This window comes from Exiguobacterium sp. s131 (assembly GCF_018617345.1).
Lineage (GTDB): Bacteria > Bacillota > Bacilli > Exiguobacteriales > Exiguobacteriaceae > Exiguobacterium > Exiguobacterium profundum.
On record NZ_JACSJX010000001.1, the window covers coordinates 766,142 to 781,081 of the forward strand.

Annotated in this window: 17 protein-coding genes; 10 read left to right on the forward strand and 7 right to left on the reverse strand. The window is 46.7% G+C overall.

Annotated features, from left to right (window positions below; translation table 11 throughout):
* Positions 1–114: 114 nt before the first annotated feature.
* Together KNO69_RS04010 and KNO69_RS04015 are read left to right on the forward strand one after the other, a co-directional pair.
* Entirely contained in the window at positions 115–1,812 is a 1,698-nt protein-coding gene (locus KNO69_RS04010; RefSeq protein WP_214816184.1) for a putative polysaccharide biosynthesis protein, read from the forward strand.
* A complete protein-coding gene (locus tag KNO69_RS04015) occupies positions 1,812–2,525 on the forward strand; it encodes a pseudouridine synthase (RefSeq protein WP_078147222.1) in 714 nt (237 codons plus the stop codon). Before KNO69_RS04010 ends, KNO69_RS04015 begins: the two co-directional genes overlap by 1 nt.
* A 64-nt stretch (positions 2,526–2,589) precedes the next feature.
* Here KNO69_RS04015 and KNO69_RS04020 read toward each other — a convergent pair whose 3' ends face one another.
* Together KNO69_RS04020 and KNO69_RS04025 are read right to left on the reverse strand one after the other, a co-directional pair.
* Complete coding sequence (locus KNO69_RS04020; protein WP_214816187.1) at positions 2,590–3,216, reverse strand: DUF3885 domain-containing protein; 627 nt, start codon at positions 3,214–3,216, stop codon at positions 2,590–2,592.
* A gap of 103 nt (positions 3,217–3,319) precedes the next feature.
* The gene (locus KNO69_RS04025; protein WP_012726776.1) at positions 3,320–3,541 is read right to left on the reverse strand and encodes a DeoR family transcriptional regulator; all 222 of its coding nucleotides are present in this window, start codon (positions 3,539–3,541) and stop codon (positions 3,320–3,322) included.
* Between the two features lie 308 nt (positions 3,542–3,849).
* Here KNO69_RS04025 and pepV point away from each other — a divergent pair, with 308 nt between their 5' ends.
* From pepV to KNO69_RS04055, 6 genes are read left to right on the forward strand one after another with little or no spacing between them, the layout of a single operon-like run.
* A complete protein-coding gene (pepV, locus tag KNO69_RS04030; protein ID WP_396212189.1) occupies positions 3,850–5,238 on the forward strand; it encodes a dipeptidase PepV in 1,389 nt (462 codons plus the stop codon).
* 59 nt (positions 5,239–5,297) lie between these two features.
* Positions 5,298–6,449: an MFS transporter gene (locus tag KNO69_RS04035; RefSeq protein ID WP_214816193.1), complete on the forward strand. Its 1,152-nt coding sequence runs from the start codon at positions 5,298–5,300 to the stop codon at positions 6,447–6,449.
* A 5-nt stretch (positions 6,450–6,454) separates the two neighbouring features.
* A complete protein-coding gene (gene thpR / locus KNO69_RS04040) occupies positions 6,455–7,030 on the forward strand; it encodes an RNA 2',3'-cyclic phosphodiesterase (RefSeq protein WP_214816196.1) in 576 nt (191 codons plus the stop codon).
* Positions 7,000–7,839, forward strand: a complete 840-nt coding sequence (locus tag KNO69_RS04045; protein WP_214816199.1) for an NERD domain-containing protein — start codon at positions 7,000–7,002, stop codon at positions 7,837–7,839. Before thpR ends, KNO69_RS04045 begins: the two co-directional genes overlap by 31 nt.
* A 19-nt stretch (positions 7,840–7,858) precedes the next feature.
* Positions 7,859–10,024: a type I pullulanase gene (gene pulA / locus KNO69_RS04050; RefSeq protein WP_214816202.1), complete on the forward strand. Its 2,166-nt coding sequence runs from the start codon at positions 7,859–7,861 to the stop codon at positions 10,022–10,024.
* Between the two features lie 49 nt (positions 10,025–10,073).
* Positions 10,074–10,868: a phosphotransferase family protein gene (locus KNO69_RS04055; RefSeq protein ID WP_214782082.1), complete on the forward strand. Its 795-nt coding sequence runs from the start codon at positions 10,074–10,076 to the stop codon at positions 10,866–10,868.
* Positions 10,869–10,903: 35 nt separating this feature from the next.
* On the opposite strand, the gene KNO69_RS15475 is transcribed toward KNO69_RS04055, so the two are convergent.
* A complete protein-coding gene (locus KNO69_RS15475) occupies positions 10,904–11,014 on the reverse strand; it encodes a hypothetical protein (protein ID WP_012726769.1) in 111 nt (36 codons plus the stop codon).
* A 138-nt stretch (positions 11,015–11,152) separates the two neighbouring features.
* Here KNO69_RS15475 and trmB point away from each other — a divergent pair, with 138 nt between their 5' ends.
* Together trmB and KNO69_RS04065 are read left to right on the forward strand one after the other, a co-directional pair.
* The gene (gene trmB, locus KNO69_RS04060) at positions 11,153–11,800 is read left to right on the forward strand and encodes a tRNA (guanosine(46)-N7)-methyltransferase TrmB (protein WP_214683947.1); all 648 of its coding nucleotides are present in this window, start codon (positions 11,153–11,155) and stop codon (positions 11,798–11,800) included.
* A gap of 105 nt (positions 11,801–11,905) precedes the next feature.
* On the forward strand, positions 11,906–12,415 hold the full coding sequence (locus tag KNO69_RS04065; RefSeq protein ID WP_240499834.1) for a hypothetical protein: 510 nt from the start codon (positions 11,906–11,908) through the stop codon (positions 12,413–12,415).
* 38 nt (positions 12,416–12,453) lie between these two features.
* On the opposite strand, the gene dhaM is transcribed toward KNO69_RS04065, so the two are convergent.
* The 4 genes from dhaM to KNO69_RS04085 all read right to left on the reverse strand — a co-directional run bounded on the left by dhaM (position 12,454) and on the right by KNO69_RS04085 (position 14,807).
* Positions 12,454–12,804, reverse strand: a complete 351-nt coding sequence (gene dhaM, locus KNO69_RS04070; protein ID WP_285800569.1) for a dihydroxyacetone kinase phosphoryl donor subunit DhaM — start codon at positions 12,802–12,804, stop codon at positions 12,454–12,456.
* 10 nt (positions 12,805–12,814) lie between these two features.
* Complete coding sequence (gene dhaL, locus KNO69_RS04075) at positions 12,815–13,402, reverse strand: dihydroxyacetone kinase subunit DhaL (RefSeq protein WP_370148738.1); 588 nt, start codon at positions 13,400–13,402, stop codon at positions 12,815–12,817.
* Positions 13,403–13,424: 22 nt separating this feature from the next.
* Positions 13,425–14,402 (reverse strand): dihydroxyacetone kinase subunit DhaK, encoded by a 978-nt coding sequence (dhaK, locus tag KNO69_RS04080; protein ID WP_214816205.1) that lies wholly within the window; start codon positions 14,400–14,402, stop codon positions 13,425–13,427.
* Between the two features lie 102 nt (positions 14,403–14,504).
* Positions 14,505–14,807 (reverse strand): PepSY domain-containing protein, encoded by a 303-nt coding sequence (locus tag KNO69_RS04085; protein WP_012726763.1) that lies wholly within the window; start codon positions 14,805–14,807, stop codon positions 14,505–14,507.
* Positions 14,808–14,940 lie beyond the last annotated feature (133 nt).

A 14,940-nucleotide genomic window follows, 5' to 3' on the forward strand; every position in this document is an offset into this window, starting at 1 on the left:
GATTAGTAAAATTATCGTAACTTTATTATCCGTAACAGTAAGAGTATAATGAGAAGCGGTTGTTTTGTAAAACCGAATTCATTGAAATCGTTGATTTATAGATGGAGGTACCTCATGTCATCAAGCGCCAAACAAGATTCTGGAAGAGCCTCCTTCGTCAAAGGAACGCTTCTTTTATCAGCGGGAAACTTGATTTCCCGAATGTTAGGACTACTGTACACGTTCCCGTTCCAAGCGATGGTCGGGATTGCCGGAGTGACATTATATCAAGCAGCATATACGTATTATGCGATCATGATTTCCATTTCGACGGCAGGGATTCCCGTTGCCGTTTCGAAATTTATCGCAAAATATAATGCACTAGGAGAATACGGGACAAGTCAACGACTGTTCCGACAAGGGATGAAGCTGATGCTTGCGACCGGTGTCGTCGCTTTTTTATTACTCTTTTTTGCAGCACCATGGTTATCCGAACTGATGGTCCGAAACTCAGAGAACAATCAGCAATACATTGACTCGCTCACCCTCGTGACACGAAGCGTCAGTTTTGCCTTACTGCTCATCCCGGCGATGAGTATGGTACGTGGTTATTTCCAGGGACATCAAGACATGGCACCGACGGCAATCTCACAAGTGGTCGAACAGATTGTACGCATCCTGTTCCTCCTCAGTGGAACGATGCTCGTCTTGTTCGTCTTTGCGGATTCAAACTTCATTCAACCGATTGCCAATGCCCTCGGGGGGACGCAATCTGTTGAAACGACTGAATTAAACGGATTAAAAGTCATTGCCGTCACGATTGCGACGTTCAGTGCGTTCATCGGGGCAATCGGTAGTTTCGCCGTGCTCATCATGTATTGGAAACGTCGAAAAGACATTCATCGTCAGACAGAGAATCCGGCGGGCACACCGGTCCGCTCGATGAAATCGTTGTTGCTCGAATTGCTTAGCTATTCGATTCCAATCGTGATGGTCGGGGTATCGACCCCTCTCTATCAATTGATTGACCAATTGACGATGGTCAATACGTTGCTCAGTACGGGTGCGACCGTTTCTGAAGCAACGTCGGCGTATGGCTTTTTGACCGGGAACGCCCATAAAATTGTGTTGATTCCAGTCTCTGTCGCAGCGAGTGTATCGATGGCGACGATTCCGCTTGTGACTCGTTCGTTCACGACGGGGGACATGCAAAAAGTTCGAAATCAAGTAAACCATATTTTCCAAGTCTCGTTCTTCGTAACGATTCCTGCGGTCATTGGTCTCGTAGCACTTGCGGAGCCATTGTTTGGCACCTTGTTCCCGGGTGACCGCGAAGGATGGGTATACTTGTTCCACTACGCACCAAGTGCCTTCTTCTTGGCCTATTACTCGGTCGCGGCTGCGATCCTCCAAGGGATCAACCGTCAGTACTTCACCATCTTTGCCACATCGATGGGACTGTTAACGAAACTTGCATTGAACGTACCGCTCGTCTATTGGCTCGGCGGAATCGGAGCCGGGTACGCGACCATCGCTGGATACATCGTGGCCATTATTCTCATGGTATGGATGATTCAACGAACGCTCCACTTCCCGTATAAGCAACTGCTTCGTCGCACCATCTTGATGTTCTTGATGGGTGGGGCGATGTTCGCTGCCGTCTTCCTCTCTCTTTTCGTTACAATGAATGATGAGGCGAGTTGGGGGAACGACATTTTTGCGACAATCGTGGGAGTGACAATCGGCGTTCTCGTATATGGATACCTCGGGTGGCGGAGCCATCTCGCAGGGAAATTACTAGGGAAACGCTTTGAATATCGGAGGAACGGATAATGCGAATTGATAAATTGCTATCGAACATGGGATATGGTTCAAGAAAAGATGTAAAAATCTTATTGAAACAAGGGGCAGTGCGAGTCGATGAGACACCTGTAAAAGATGCGAAACGGCACGTCGACCCAGCATCAGAGAAAGTCACGGTGTTCGGGGAAGTGGTTGAGTATCGTCCCTACATCTATTTCATGATGAACAAGCCGGAAGGGGTCATCAGTGCGACTGAAGATCAAGTCGAGACGACAGTCATCGAGTTGATTGATCCAGAGTATGCCCATTATGACCTCTTCCCGGTCGGTCGTCTCGACAAGGATACGACGGGACTGCTCCTCATCACGAACGATGGCGCGTTCAATCATGCGCTCATGTCACCTCGCAAGCACGTCGACAAAGTATATATCGCCGAGGTCGACGGGGAGATGACAGTAGAGGATATCAAGACGTTCGCGAATGGGGTCGAGTTAGAGGACGGATATACGACGAAGCCGGCCCGTCTTGAAATACTGAGCAAGAGCGGACGTCGGTCGGTCATTCGCCTCACGTTGTCTGAGGGGAAATATCACCAAGTGAAACGAATGGTCGCGGCGGTCGGCAAACATGTCGAACGATTGGAGCGTGTTCAAATCGGAAAGTTAGAACTCGATGAGACGCTTGAGCTCGGGGCATATCGTGAGTTGACGGAAGAAGAAGTTCAACTGTTTCTTCAATCATAAGAAGATGAGAGAATCTGTCTGATGGGACGGATTCTCTTTTTGTATAAAAAGCTCTGTTTTTCGATTATATCTTTTTGAAAATGGCATCAAAATCATCACGCCAAGAGTCAACCAACCAGTCGTTATATCTGTGATACAAAGGAACAAGTGGTTCAACTTCATTTGAACTTATGATACAACCTCGATCATCGTACATATGAAACACGATGTTCTTTTCGGTGCTAATAAAGTAAACAGCTTGTCCAATTGAAGGTTCTCTTCCTTGCTCGTAATTTCCTATACCTCTAAGGATTTTCTCGTAAGAGATTGACTTGATCTGCGAGGATACAAATTTTGCTTTATATTCATGTTTGATTTCTATAAATTCCCCTGTTATTTCGTCAATATCTTCATTTAATTCAAATAACGTTTCTTCTTCAATCTGTTGTTTCATGAATAAACCATACAAATATTCGGAAGTGGTATTCCCGAACATGATGTCCTCTGTTTCGTTCCAATCCTTGATAAAGATATGGATGTAATCATCAGATTGAAACACTTCCTCGAACAATGTAGTTACTCTGTTTACAACTTGCTCTATTCTCTCATCCGTTCCGTTTTTATACGGTTCGCCAAGTTCGAATCTTAGATGGACTTCTCCAGATAGGTTTGGGAAATTGTCCTCTATGTACTTCATTATTTCTTCTTTCACATCATCACCTCATCTTAAGCAATTGATACAATCTAAAACCACAAAACCTTCATTCATAAAAAAGAGACCTAGCATGCAGGTCTCTTGAATATACATATACAATTCAATTTGCCGTCTTGAGTGAACGTTTTGATGAAGTCCACGTGCCACGGCTAGGGCTCTCCACAAGGTTATTGTACTCAAGTACGTTCAAATCACGTTGCACGGTACGTGACGTGATGCCGAACTCTTCTACTAGTTCTGAAGTGGTAACGGATTCCCTTTCATTGATGAACAAATAAATGGACTTGATGCGCGTTAACATCCGATCTGTTGAGCCTTTCATTGGATAACCTCCCAATGTGTAGAATAATAATAAACCATACCTACAGACGACAAAATGAAATATAAAATTGTTATTTTCTAAAATTACACCTTTAGTATACCGCTCTTGAGCAAAAATGCAAGTGGAAAGCACGAACAATCTGTTTGTAAAGATTTGATTATGAACGTAAATATCGAATGAAGATTATATTTTTACATTGAAAAGAAGCTGAAACACGAACGAAAAAAACTTTTCTAAATGAATGTTCGTCTTTCATACATTTGGATATACTAGTAAGAGAGAGAACATTCGCAAAAGGGGAGATGAACATGAATTGGAGACAGGAAGTCGACAATCGTAAAGACGCATTTTTAGAAGATTTGAAAGGGTTACTTCAAATCCCTAGCGTACTCGATGAATCGAAAGCTGCACCGAACATGCCGTTTGGTCCGGGGGTTCGTCAAGCACTTGACTACATGTTTGAAATCGGTGAGCGAGATGGATTTAAAACAAAAGATGTCGGAGGTTACGCGGGACATTTGGAATATGGAGACGGGGAGGAAATTGTCGGCATCCTATGTCACCTTGACGTCGTCCCAGCAGGGGATGGATGGACGTATGGCGCGTTCAACCCGACCATCACGACTGATGGGAAAATTGTGGCACGCGGAAGTAACGATGATAAAGGGCCATCTATGGCTGCATACTACGGGCTACGAATTGTCAAAGAGCTCGGGCTACCACTTTCAAAGCGGGTCCGTTTGATTGCAGGTTGCGATGAAGAGAGCGAATGGCGCTGTGTCCGCGAGTATTTCAAACAAGAACAAATGCCGACGTATGGATTTGCGCCAGATGCGGATTTCCCGATCATCAATGCTGAAAAAGGGTTGTATGATGGTGTGTTGACTCAATTACCGATTCAACGTGTACCAGGTTCTGCCTACCATCTCGTGTCATTCACGAGTGGGGAGCGTCCGAATATGGTGCCGGACTTCGCGAAAGCCGAATTGAAGACGGATGAGGTACTCGAGGAGAAGTTCGAGGCCTATCTCGAAAAATATGAAGCGGACGGAACGTGTGAATACGACCGTGGCACATATACGTTTACGATGAAAGGAAAAGCGGCGCACGCGATGGAACCGGATAACGGGGTCAACGCGGCCTACGTCCTCGCTGGATTCCTGTTACATCTTCCACTTGATATTCAAGGCGAGCGCTATGTTGAATTCGTTCGTCACGTATTCGCCGATTCTCGTGGGATTTCGCTTGGGATTGAAGCGAGCGATGAGACGGGCGACTTGACGATTAATGGCGGCGTCTTCCGATACAATGAAGAAGAGCGTACGGCGACGGTCAACATTCGCTATCCGTATACGGCCAAATTCGAAGAACGGTTACAAAACCTACGTGAAATCGCTTTGTCATTTGGGTTCGAATTGAAGACCCGTCAACATATGCCGCCTCATCATGTGGCAGAAGATCACCCACTCGTGAAGACACTAGCAGGCGTGTACGAGCGTCAAACGGGAGAACATGCAAACTTGATGGCCATCGGAGGCGGAACGTATGCACGTTCGCTCGAGGCAGGTGTCGCATTTGGTGCATTGTTCCCAGGTGCTAAAGATGTGGCGCATCAGGTCGATGAATATATGGAGATAGAAGATTTATTACGTGCCGCGGCAATCTATGCTGAGGCCATTTACGAGCTCGCTAAATAAGAAACAAGGAGAGCTGGCTGGTATAGTCGGCTCTCTGTCCTTTAGGAAGGAAGTTATAATTGGATTCGCAAAAAAGATTGTTTCAGTCTGTATACGTCGCGATATTCTTCGCGCAAGGGGCATTGATTCCTTATATGACCTTATACTTTTCACAAACTAAGTTTGGGTTGACACCTAGCCAAGTCGGGATTGTGGTGGCCATCTTACCGATTCTATCCATCGGCGTGCAACCATTGTGGGGGATGTTGACCGACCGGACGGGGAGAGTCCGTGCCTGGTTGATTTTGGCGATGCTGAGCGCCGCACTCATTTCTCTCACGTTTTTAGTGGCGACCTCTTACATTTGGATTATCATACTTATGGTGATTTGGTCCGTTTTCCAATGTGCTCACATCCCGCTTGTGGACATGATGACACTCGACTATACGACGCGGTCGAAAGTTGATTACGGTGCAATTCGACTCTATGGCTCAGCGGGATTTGCCATTGCCGTCTTTGCAATGGGACGAATATCTGATAGCACGTGGGGACTAGCTAGTACATTCGTGTTGAGCGCTGTTTTACTAATACTTGGCAGCGTATTTGTTCGAATGATTCCTGAGAAAAGTTCGATTCGCGATGTGACGTTGGCGCCGCTCTCATGGACGGCTGTTTGGAACAAACGCTTTGTGTTCTTCTTATGTGGTGGGATGCTCGTCTTCGGACCGATTTACGCGAATAACTATTATTTCGGCCTTTACGTGACAAACAGCGGTGGCTCGACGACGTTGGTCGGAACGCTATTCCTCGTGGCAGTGTTATTTGAAATCCCGTTTATGAAAGTGGCGTCCCAATTGGTTGAACGCTATGGAAACGTCAGCGTTCTTGTCGGGGCCGCTATCATCTCGGCAGTTCGAAACGGGGTACTTGCGTTAGAACCACCGATTTGGGTCGTGTGGCTCCTCGCGATTGCACAAGGTCTTGTCGTCGGACTTTTGATTCCCGTCGCACTTCAATTCGTTCGGACGCTCGTCGATCGGCAAGTTTCCTCGACGGCCATCGGGGTATATATGGCATTGACGTCCGGGCTCGCGACAGCTGGATTTAATATGCTGAGTGGTAAAATCATTGAACTAGACGATATTTTAGGCGTGTTTTGGATGTATACCATCGTCACGGCACTAGGAGCGTTGATTTGGATCGGAATGTCACGTCGCAACCTGAAAGGATGAATGAGATGAGTACGCATTACTTTATTGCGATTCCCATTGAAGCGACTGAATTGGTTGACGTACAGCAAACCATCTTACCTTATTATTCGTATCGAAGAATCTATCGACCGGAAGAGTTCCATATGACAGTGCAATTTTTAGGAAGCGTGGATGGGGATGAATTAGACGAAGTAAAAGAAATCACGCGTAGAATTTGTGCGAAAACATTACCATTCACGTTGGAGTTTCGAGCCATCGACCATTTTGGGCGACCGGATCGGCCCCGCGTTTTGACCATCGTTCCGGATGACTCCGAACCCCTTCAACGGTTGGCGCATACCCTCCGCCATGAACTAGTTGATGTGATTCCAAGATTGGACCGGAAGTCGTTTGTCCCTCACGTGACGCTCGCTAAAAAATGGGGCGAAGGGGAGCGTGTCCCATACGTCCCCCCTGAATTTCACGCGATGGAATCAGTAGAAGAATTAATTTTATATGAAGTACAGCCGACTCATACACCTGCTTACCGAGAAGTAGACGTATTTCCACTAAGACGGCCAGAGGAGGATATATGGCAATCCCGGTTAAAATTTTTGACGTAATCTCAAAATATGAACGTGATGTATTAGATCAATATAATCGTTATTTGGAATATGTGGAATCCGATACGGCACGTCTACAGCGCCTTCATGAAAACAATCGCTTAAATCCGGTCGAAGTGCTCGAAATTGACCGACCGTGGTGGAAGTTTTGGGCGAAGACGGAACGAATCGAATTGGAGCCGAAGCCGCTCTCTGAATCACAATATCAAAAGTTGTTACGAGAGCGCCGGCATATCCAAAAGCTTCAATTCGCTTGTGAAGGGGTGCTTGAGACAGATTTACCGCATCTGGCGTTTATTCGTGACTTCGCTTATCGTGTGATGCGCACCGATTGGAACGAACGACACTTTTTCTTGTATCGACCGGTCATCGAATGGAATGGTGCGATGGTTGAATTGAGTCATGTCATCGTCGGACCGACGCACCTTTATATCGTAGAATGGCTTGAAGGCGATCGAAGCATCTATCACATATCGAAAGAGAAGACATGGGTTCATCAACCGCTGAAAGGGGAAAATACCCGTGTAGTGAACCCGCTGATTGCATTGACACGGACAGAGGAACTGATTCGTCAAGTTCTACCGCATTATGCGGGCGTGCTACAAAAAGTCGTCATTGCGACAAATGGATATTTTGATAACGTTCCAAATGTTCGATCGACCCAATATATCGGTCGTAATGAATATACGGAATGGATGAAACAAGTGAACGGTCGTGCACCGATTGTAAAAGCACAGCAGATTCGTGACGTTGCTACCATATTAGAAGTGACTGCCAAGTTGCCGTTTCGTCAATTCATGGATCAGTGATTGAGAGGAAGGGACGCATATGCATCATACACCAGATCAAAAGACCGCCTCACATGTGACCATCGAGAGCGCGTCTTTCGTATCATTTGAGACCATACAACTTGAGATTGTGCGCGAATATGAATCCGTTCCAGTACAAATCGAACAGAATGGACGCCCGGTCGACTACCTCGTCGAGCAACAGTTTGTGACGGAATCCGGGAAGATCGAACAAATCCTTCGTTTAAACGAACCAATCTCTTTAGAAACGTTGTACACCGTCTGCCATCCGGGTCATAAGACGACGGTTGTCGTACCACGAGAAATCGTCCGATCAGAGGAATTCGAACGTCGTTTCTCATATGATGGTCCACTCGGCGTATCGTTTACGCCGCACGGAATGGAAGTGACTGTATGGTCTCCGGTTGCTTTATCCATGTGGATTACAGTGCATGATGATACGAATCACAGAGAAATTGAGCGATTTCACATGAACCGCGGCGCACGCGGGGAATGGAGTGGTGAAATACCACAAGCGTTCCAAGGTATGTTTTATCGCTTAGAAGTGAAAACACCGGTCGATACGAGGCAAGTCGTCGATCCCTATGCGCGAGCCGTCAGTTTGAACGGCGAGTATGGCGTACTACAAGATGTCTCACGATTTGTCAATAAACAGGTCGAACGAACCGCACGCCCCCCTTTACGGAAGGCAACGGATGCCGTCATCTATGAACTGCACATCCGAGATTTTACAAGCCATCCCTCATCGATGAGTCAATTAAAAGGACTATACGGTGGGATATCTGAAAAAGGAGTTCGGACGAAAGAAGGCAATAGTGCCGGACTCGACTATTTAAAAGAGCTTGGCGTGACCCATGTCCAGTTGCTTCCTGTTCATGATTTTGGAAGTGTCGATGAGGCGACGCGTATGCCGTACAACTGGGGCTACGACCCGATTCATTGGTTCGCACTTGAAGGAAGTTATGCCTCAAGGCCCGATGTGCCGATGAGTCGTGTGTTCGAATATGCGACACTCGTCTCTGACTTGCATCAAGCTGGTCTTCGAGTCGTTACAGACGTCGTGATGAATCACATTTATATTCGAGAACAATCCCCACTCGAAGCGCTCGTACCATACTATTATTTTCGATACGAGCACGACGGGACGATAGCGAACGGAACCGGTGTCGGGAATGACACGGCCTCAGAACGCTATATGATGCGACGTATGATTGTCGACTTCGTGACGTATTTCGCAACAACCTATCAAGTGGATGGCTTCCGCTTCGATTTGATGGGGATTCATGATGTCGAAACGATGAATCAAGTGCGGGCCGCGCTCGATAAGGTTGATCCCTCCATTCTCGTCTATGGAGAAGGGTGGGACTTGGCGACACCGCTTGGACAGTCATTGAAGGCGACGTCACAAAATGCTGCACGCATGCCTCGCATCGGACATTTCAACGATATGATTCGAGATGCGTTGAAGGGGTCGACGTTTAATGACAGGGAACGTGGATTCATCTCCGGGAATGAGTGGCGAGAGTGGGAACTTCGAGAATGTCTTACTGGAGCCGTCCACATTCCGAACGTAACGGTCGGTCGTTTCCCGAGTCCGACTTATTCCATCAATTATGCCGAAGCTCACGACAACTATACGATCTATGACAAGTTAATGTTGTCTTGTGAAGGAGTCGATGAAACGACTCGTCTTGCCATGCAACGTCTTGCTAATGCGGTCGTCATCACATCCCAAGGCATCCCGTTCATCCATGCCGGTCAAGAGTTTGGGCGGACGAAACAGGGTGTCGAGAACAGTTATAATTCACCCGATCACATCAATCATTTTGATTGGGATCTGCGTGACACACGAATCAAAGACATCGAGTATGTGAAGACGCTCTTGAAGTTGCGGCGACTCCATACATGTTTCCGGTATGATTCCAGGCAAGAAGTCATTGACCATTTCACGTTTCTCCCATCGCCTCCTGGCGTCATTATCTATGAATTGACGGCCAGTCATTCTTATGATGCGTGGCAACGGGTACGCGTCTATGTGAACGGTACGTTCGACTCGCTTTCATTCGAGAGCGATGCGAAATGGAACGTATACGTTCAAGGAGAAAGGGCGAGTCTCGTTCCGCTCGCACGAAACCCAGCACACATTCAAGTCGAGTCGTTGTCAATGACGATTCTCGCGTGTTAAGATGTTGATTGTATCTCTTTAATTCAAGTAAGATTTGAGCGTGATGAATATGTATTCAGATATAGTCGGTGCGCTCGGGAAAGAGTGGACAGTCGCTTCAGCCGGAGGCATTACGGGCGAAGCGTATGTAGCGACGACGCGCCAACAGAAGATTTTTGTCAAACGAAATTCTTCTCCGTTTTTGGCGATTTTGTCAGCGGAAGGAATCGTACCAAAGCTTCTTTGGACAAAGCGAATGTTTAATGGGGACGTGTTAAGCGCCCAACAATTTATCGAAGGCCGCGAACTTTCACCAGAAGATATGAAACGACCTGATGTCGCGGCGCAACTCGGAAAGATTCATAATTCGAAAGAGCTATTATTCATGTTGCAACAGCTGAACCACACACCGGTGACGCCGCACTTGTTGCTCCGTCAGTGTGAGGCATATGAACAAGATGAAACAGACCCAATCATCGGAGAAGCCATTCAATGGCTAAAACACCATTTGCCAAAAGTCGACGAGCAAGAATTCGTCGTCTGTCATTCTGATTTAAACCATAATAATTGGATTGAGGATGAGAGCGGCCTACTCTACTTGACGGATTGGGATGATGCGATCATTGCAGACCGCGCGTTCGATTTGGCGATGGTTGTATATAGCTATATGGATGAAGTGGAGTGGGAGCATTGGTTCTCTCATTACGGGGTACGTGTCTCGAGTGAGCTCCATAATCGAATGCATTGGTATGCAATCGCCCAGACGATTCTGACAATCTATGGGGAAGAGAATGACTCTGCGCGAACTGAAGGATTTCATGTATTACGTGAGCTGATGGACGAGGCGTACGAACGAATCAATTAAAAGGGATGGCTGTTCGCCACCCCTTTTTGAATGTGTTAAATGTCATCTGGATTCATAAAGTAAGCCCAAACGAACGTTGCGATGACACCAGCAAAAAACGTCAGTGGAGCTGCATAAAAAATAAGGAACTGATCTAAAGTACTCATTGTATTTAACCTCCTTGTGAAGGATGATTCACGTTCATTAAACTATGATTTCGTGTATAATCGCAAGAGGACTGCTCGTCCGTAACGTGCATATTCCCATTAAACTTGAACATTTGATGAACGAAAGGTAGGATTTTCATGCGTTTACGACATAAGCCTTGGGCAAAAGAATATATGGAAGCTCAAGAACATGTATTTATTCAACATCCTGAACAGTTGAAAGGTAACTGGAGCACTGAATTCGGGAATGACCACCCGCTCTTTATCGAGGTCGGCTCAGGAAAAGGACAATTTATTTTAGGGATGGCGAAACAACACCCGGATGTGAACTTCATTGCGATCGAGTTGTTTGAGAGCGTAGCCGTTTCCATCGTACAAAAATTAGTCGAAACCCCGATGCCGAACGTGAGAGTGTTGACGGTCGATGCGAAACGACTCCTCGACTACTTTGAAGCGGGGGAAGTCGATCGCGTATACTTAAACTTCTCCGATCCGTGGCCAAAGACACGACATGCGAAACGACGTCTAACGTATAAGACGTTTTTGGCGACATATGAGGCGATTCTTCCGAAAGCAGGAGAGATTCATTTCAAGACGGACAACCGTGGATTGTTTGAATATTCACTTCAGAGTATGAGTCAATACGGGATGTTCTTCACAGAAATTTCACTAGATTTACATGTCAATGAACCAGAAGATAATATTCGAACAGAGTATGAAGAGCGCTTTAGTGCGCTCGGTCAGCCGATTTACCGAATGGAAGCCGTCTTCCGTCCGAAAAATTGACACGCTTTTTTCTTATTTTAATAGTATTTTCTTCACACTTTTTTCTTTCTTCTTGGTACAATAGGAATGACGCTAAACTGGAATAAGAGAAGGGGGAACATGGGGATGTTGAAAAAAGCATGGGCAAGCCTGCTTGCAGTAATCTTCATTCTAACAATCGCACCAATGAATACCTCAGCGAACGAAGCGTTCTTAGACGCTCTCGAAGAGGATTTGAAAGCAACGCATTACGACTATAAAGAAGGAACAGCTGAAATCATCAAAGAAGAGACACTTCGCCATTCAAACGGCAACGAAGTCATCGCGGCTGTCGTAGAGCTCGATACGATTCGTGATGGGATCTTCATCACACGTAAAACCGAGTACCATTACTTTGATGCGACAGACAACAAGATTCTTACATCAGCGGATCTCGTAGAAGTAGAAGGAGCTTCAGAGTTTGCGGACGCGAACATCGACATGCTCGGTCAACAGATCGTCTATTGGTTACCGGTATTGGTCTTGCTTCTAATGATTGCGATTCCAGCACTCATTTTGTTCTTGGTTGTACCACGTTTCTATTCAACAAGTTCATATATGAATGCCGTATATGAAAAGAATGACAACCCAAGATAAGACATGAAAGTACCCCGTTCAAGAGAACGGGGTACTTTTTACTGTTGTTTTAACTGTCCGACGATATCAGTTAGTGACATCCCATTTCCTGAAGAAACGGAGGCGATGAAGGCACTCTCGACAATGGGACCATCGAAAAATTCGACATGTTTGTCACCTTCGTACATATCGATGGCGAGTTCCGCATTCATTGTCGCCGATCCGATATCACTGAGGAGAAGTGCTTCTCCATCGACCTGATCGAGCGCTGATAAGATGCGATTCACGTCCGTTCCGATAGCGCCATCCTCAAGGCCACCAGCTAGATGAATGGGCACGGACGGTGCCATTTCCTTCATCAAATCATGGATGCCTTCCGCAATTTTTGCGCTGTGCGAGACGATGATCAATTCAACGATGTCAATCGACCTCCTTCATAATCGCGGCCAAAAGGATTGAGCTAGAAAGGGCACCCGGATCAACGGTTCCGCGAGAGTTTTCTCCGAAATAAGAGGCTCTTCCTTTCGTGGCCACCATATCTTCTGTTTTTTGGACAAGTGCGTCTAATTTCTGTTTATAATCTTCCCCTTGTTGGACTTGCTCGAGGAACGGGTCCCAGACGTCAACCATCGTTTTTTGGCCGACTTCCGATTTCCCTCGTGCTTTGATAGAATTCGAACCTTCCTGAAGTGCCTCCTTGAGTAAGCCAAAGTCCGCTTCGGTCGCATCCCCGAACTTGTTTGCCATCTTCACGAAAGCTGAACCGTATAAAGGTCCGGCCGCGCCTCCGACTTTCGACATGAGGGTCATCCCGACCTTTTTACTAAGTGCTCCAAGAGAGTCATAATCCTCATCTAGAATAGTAGAGACCGCATCAAAACCACGAGACATGTTGATCCCATGGTCACCGTCGCCGATGGCCCGGTCTAAATCGGTCAACGTATCCTTTTGCTCTTCGATGCCAACTTGTGCGTCGCGTAACGCTTGCTTCATCCGATCAATCGTCAACATAAACCAAACACCTCATTTATTAAATTTTGAATCCGAGTGCTGCTGAAGGAGCGTCGAGATACGTCGTCATCTCATCATCGAGAGGGAGTAACGTGATGGAGAACCCATGCATCTCGAGTGAAGTCATGTAGTTGCCGACATACTTCCGTTTAAGGGTATACCCAGCAGCTTCCAGTTTTTCGGCAACGAAGTGATAGGTCACATATAACTCCGACAACGGCGTTCCACCCATTCCGTTCACCATGACGGCAACTTCTCCTGGCTCGACTTCTTTTTTCAAGTGACTGAGGAGGTCGTCGACGATTTGGTCGACATCACTCGTCGGTTTCCGCTCGACACCACGTTCCCCGTGAATCCCGATGCCGATTTCCATCTCTTCCTCGTTCAAGTCGAAACCTGGTTTACCACTGACCGGCATGTAACAAGGTTCCACGGCCATCCCCATGGAGCGAACGTGTGAAGCTACTTTTTCGGCGATGGATTTGACTTCTTCGAGTGATTTGCCACTAGCGGCAGCGGCTCCGGCAATTTTGTGAACAAAGACCGTTCCAGCAACCCCGCGTCGATCTTCTTTGTTCGAAATGGCGACATCATCGGCGACGACGACATGGTCGACTTTGATGCCATCACCTTCGGCCAGTTCTGCGGCGAGCTCAAAGTTCATCACGTCGCCGGAATAGTTTTTCACAATCAAAAGAACGCCGTTTCCGCCGTCAGCTGCTTTGATTCCTTCAAGTACCATGTCCGGAGTAGGAGAGGTGAACACTTCCCCACATACTGCCGCATCGAGCATACCGTCCCCGATATATCCAGCGTGGGCCGGCTCGTGACCACTACCGCCTCCAGATACGAGACCGACTTTTCCAGACTTCGCTCCGTCAGCCCGACAGATGACATTCACACCGTCGACGCGACCATACATTTCAGGATGGGCATGGACCATCCCTTCAACCATTTGCGATACGAGTTCACTTGCTTCACCGATTAGCTTCTTCACGCGAGATCACTCCTTTATTAAATTGAAAACTACCAATTTCAATTTTCCACTCTTTCGAGGGAACTAAACAAAAAAACCGACGAATCATTCGTCGGTTTCGTGTCATGCATATTCGAGTAATGCGCCAGTCTCAGAGTCGACTGTAAACTCATATGTTTTCTCTTCATCGTTCTCAAGAACCGAGATGCCACCTTTGTAGACGTCGTATTCACGACCGTCGTATGTGTAAATCTCCGGTGATGCAGAAATCCATGCCCCTTGGACATGACCTTTTGCTGAGAAAGCACGCTTCGTGTACTCTAAGGCGTTTTCTGCAGATAAGCTACGTTCATCTAAAGCTTTTTTCGTCATAAGTGCGGCAATGACGGCAACCCCGATTCCAATAAACCAATACCTTTTTTTCATATGACTACCTCCCCTTGAACTATGGCTATCATGTACATCGTACCAAAACCTGTACCCGAATGGAATGAAAAGCATTCGCATCCTGTCAAAACTTTTGTATATAATGAGACAAGAACGGTTAGGAAAGGATGAT

Bases quoted from the DNA above. Each gene is read 5' to 3' on its own strand.
- KNO69_RS04010 (WP_214816184.1), top strand. From the start codon at position 115: ATGTCATCAAGCGCCAAACAAGATTCTGGAAGAGCCTCCTTCGTCAAA.
- KNO69_RS04015 (WP_078147222.1), top strand. From the start codon at position 1,812: ATGCGAATTGATAAATTGCTATCGAACATGGGATATGGTTCAAGAAAA.
- KNO69_RS04025 (WP_012726776.1), bottom strand. From the start codon at position 3,541: ATGAAAGGCTCAACAGATCGGATGTTAACGCGCATCAAGTCCATTTAT.
- pepV (WP_396212189.1), top strand. From the start codon at position 3,850: ATGAATTGGAGACAGGAAGTCGACAATCGTAAAGACGCATTTTTAGAA.
- thpR (WP_214816196.1), top strand. From the start codon at position 6,455: ATGAGTACGCATTACTTTATTGCGATTCCCATTGAAGCGACTGAATTG.
- KNO69_RS04045 (WP_214816199.1), top strand. From the start codon at position 7,000: ATGGCAATCCCGGTTAAAATTTTTGACGTAATCTCAAAATATGAACGT.
- pulA (WP_214816202.1), top strand. From the start codon at position 7,859: ATGCATCATACACCAGATCAAAAGACCGCCTCACATGTGACCATCGAG.
- KNO69_RS04055 (WP_214782082.1), top strand. From the start codon at position 10,074: ATGTATTCAGATATAGTCGGTGCGCTCGGGAAAGAGTGGACAGTCGCT.
- KNO69_RS15475 (WP_012726769.1), bottom strand. From the start codon at position 11,014: ATGAGTACTTTAGATCAGTTCCTTATTTTTTATGCAGCTCCACTGACG.
- trmB (WP_214683947.1), top strand. From the start codon at position 11,153: ATGCGTTTACGACATAAGCCTTGGGCAAAAGAATATATGGAAGCTCAA.
- KNO69_RS04065 (WP_240499834.1), top strand. From the start codon at position 11,906: ATGTTGAAAAAAGCATGGGCAAGCCTGCTTGCAGTAATCTTCATTCTA.
- KNO69_RS04085 (WP_012726763.1), bottom strand. From the start codon at position 14,807: ATGAAAAAAAGGTATTGGTTTATTGGAATCGGGGTTGCCGTCATTGCC.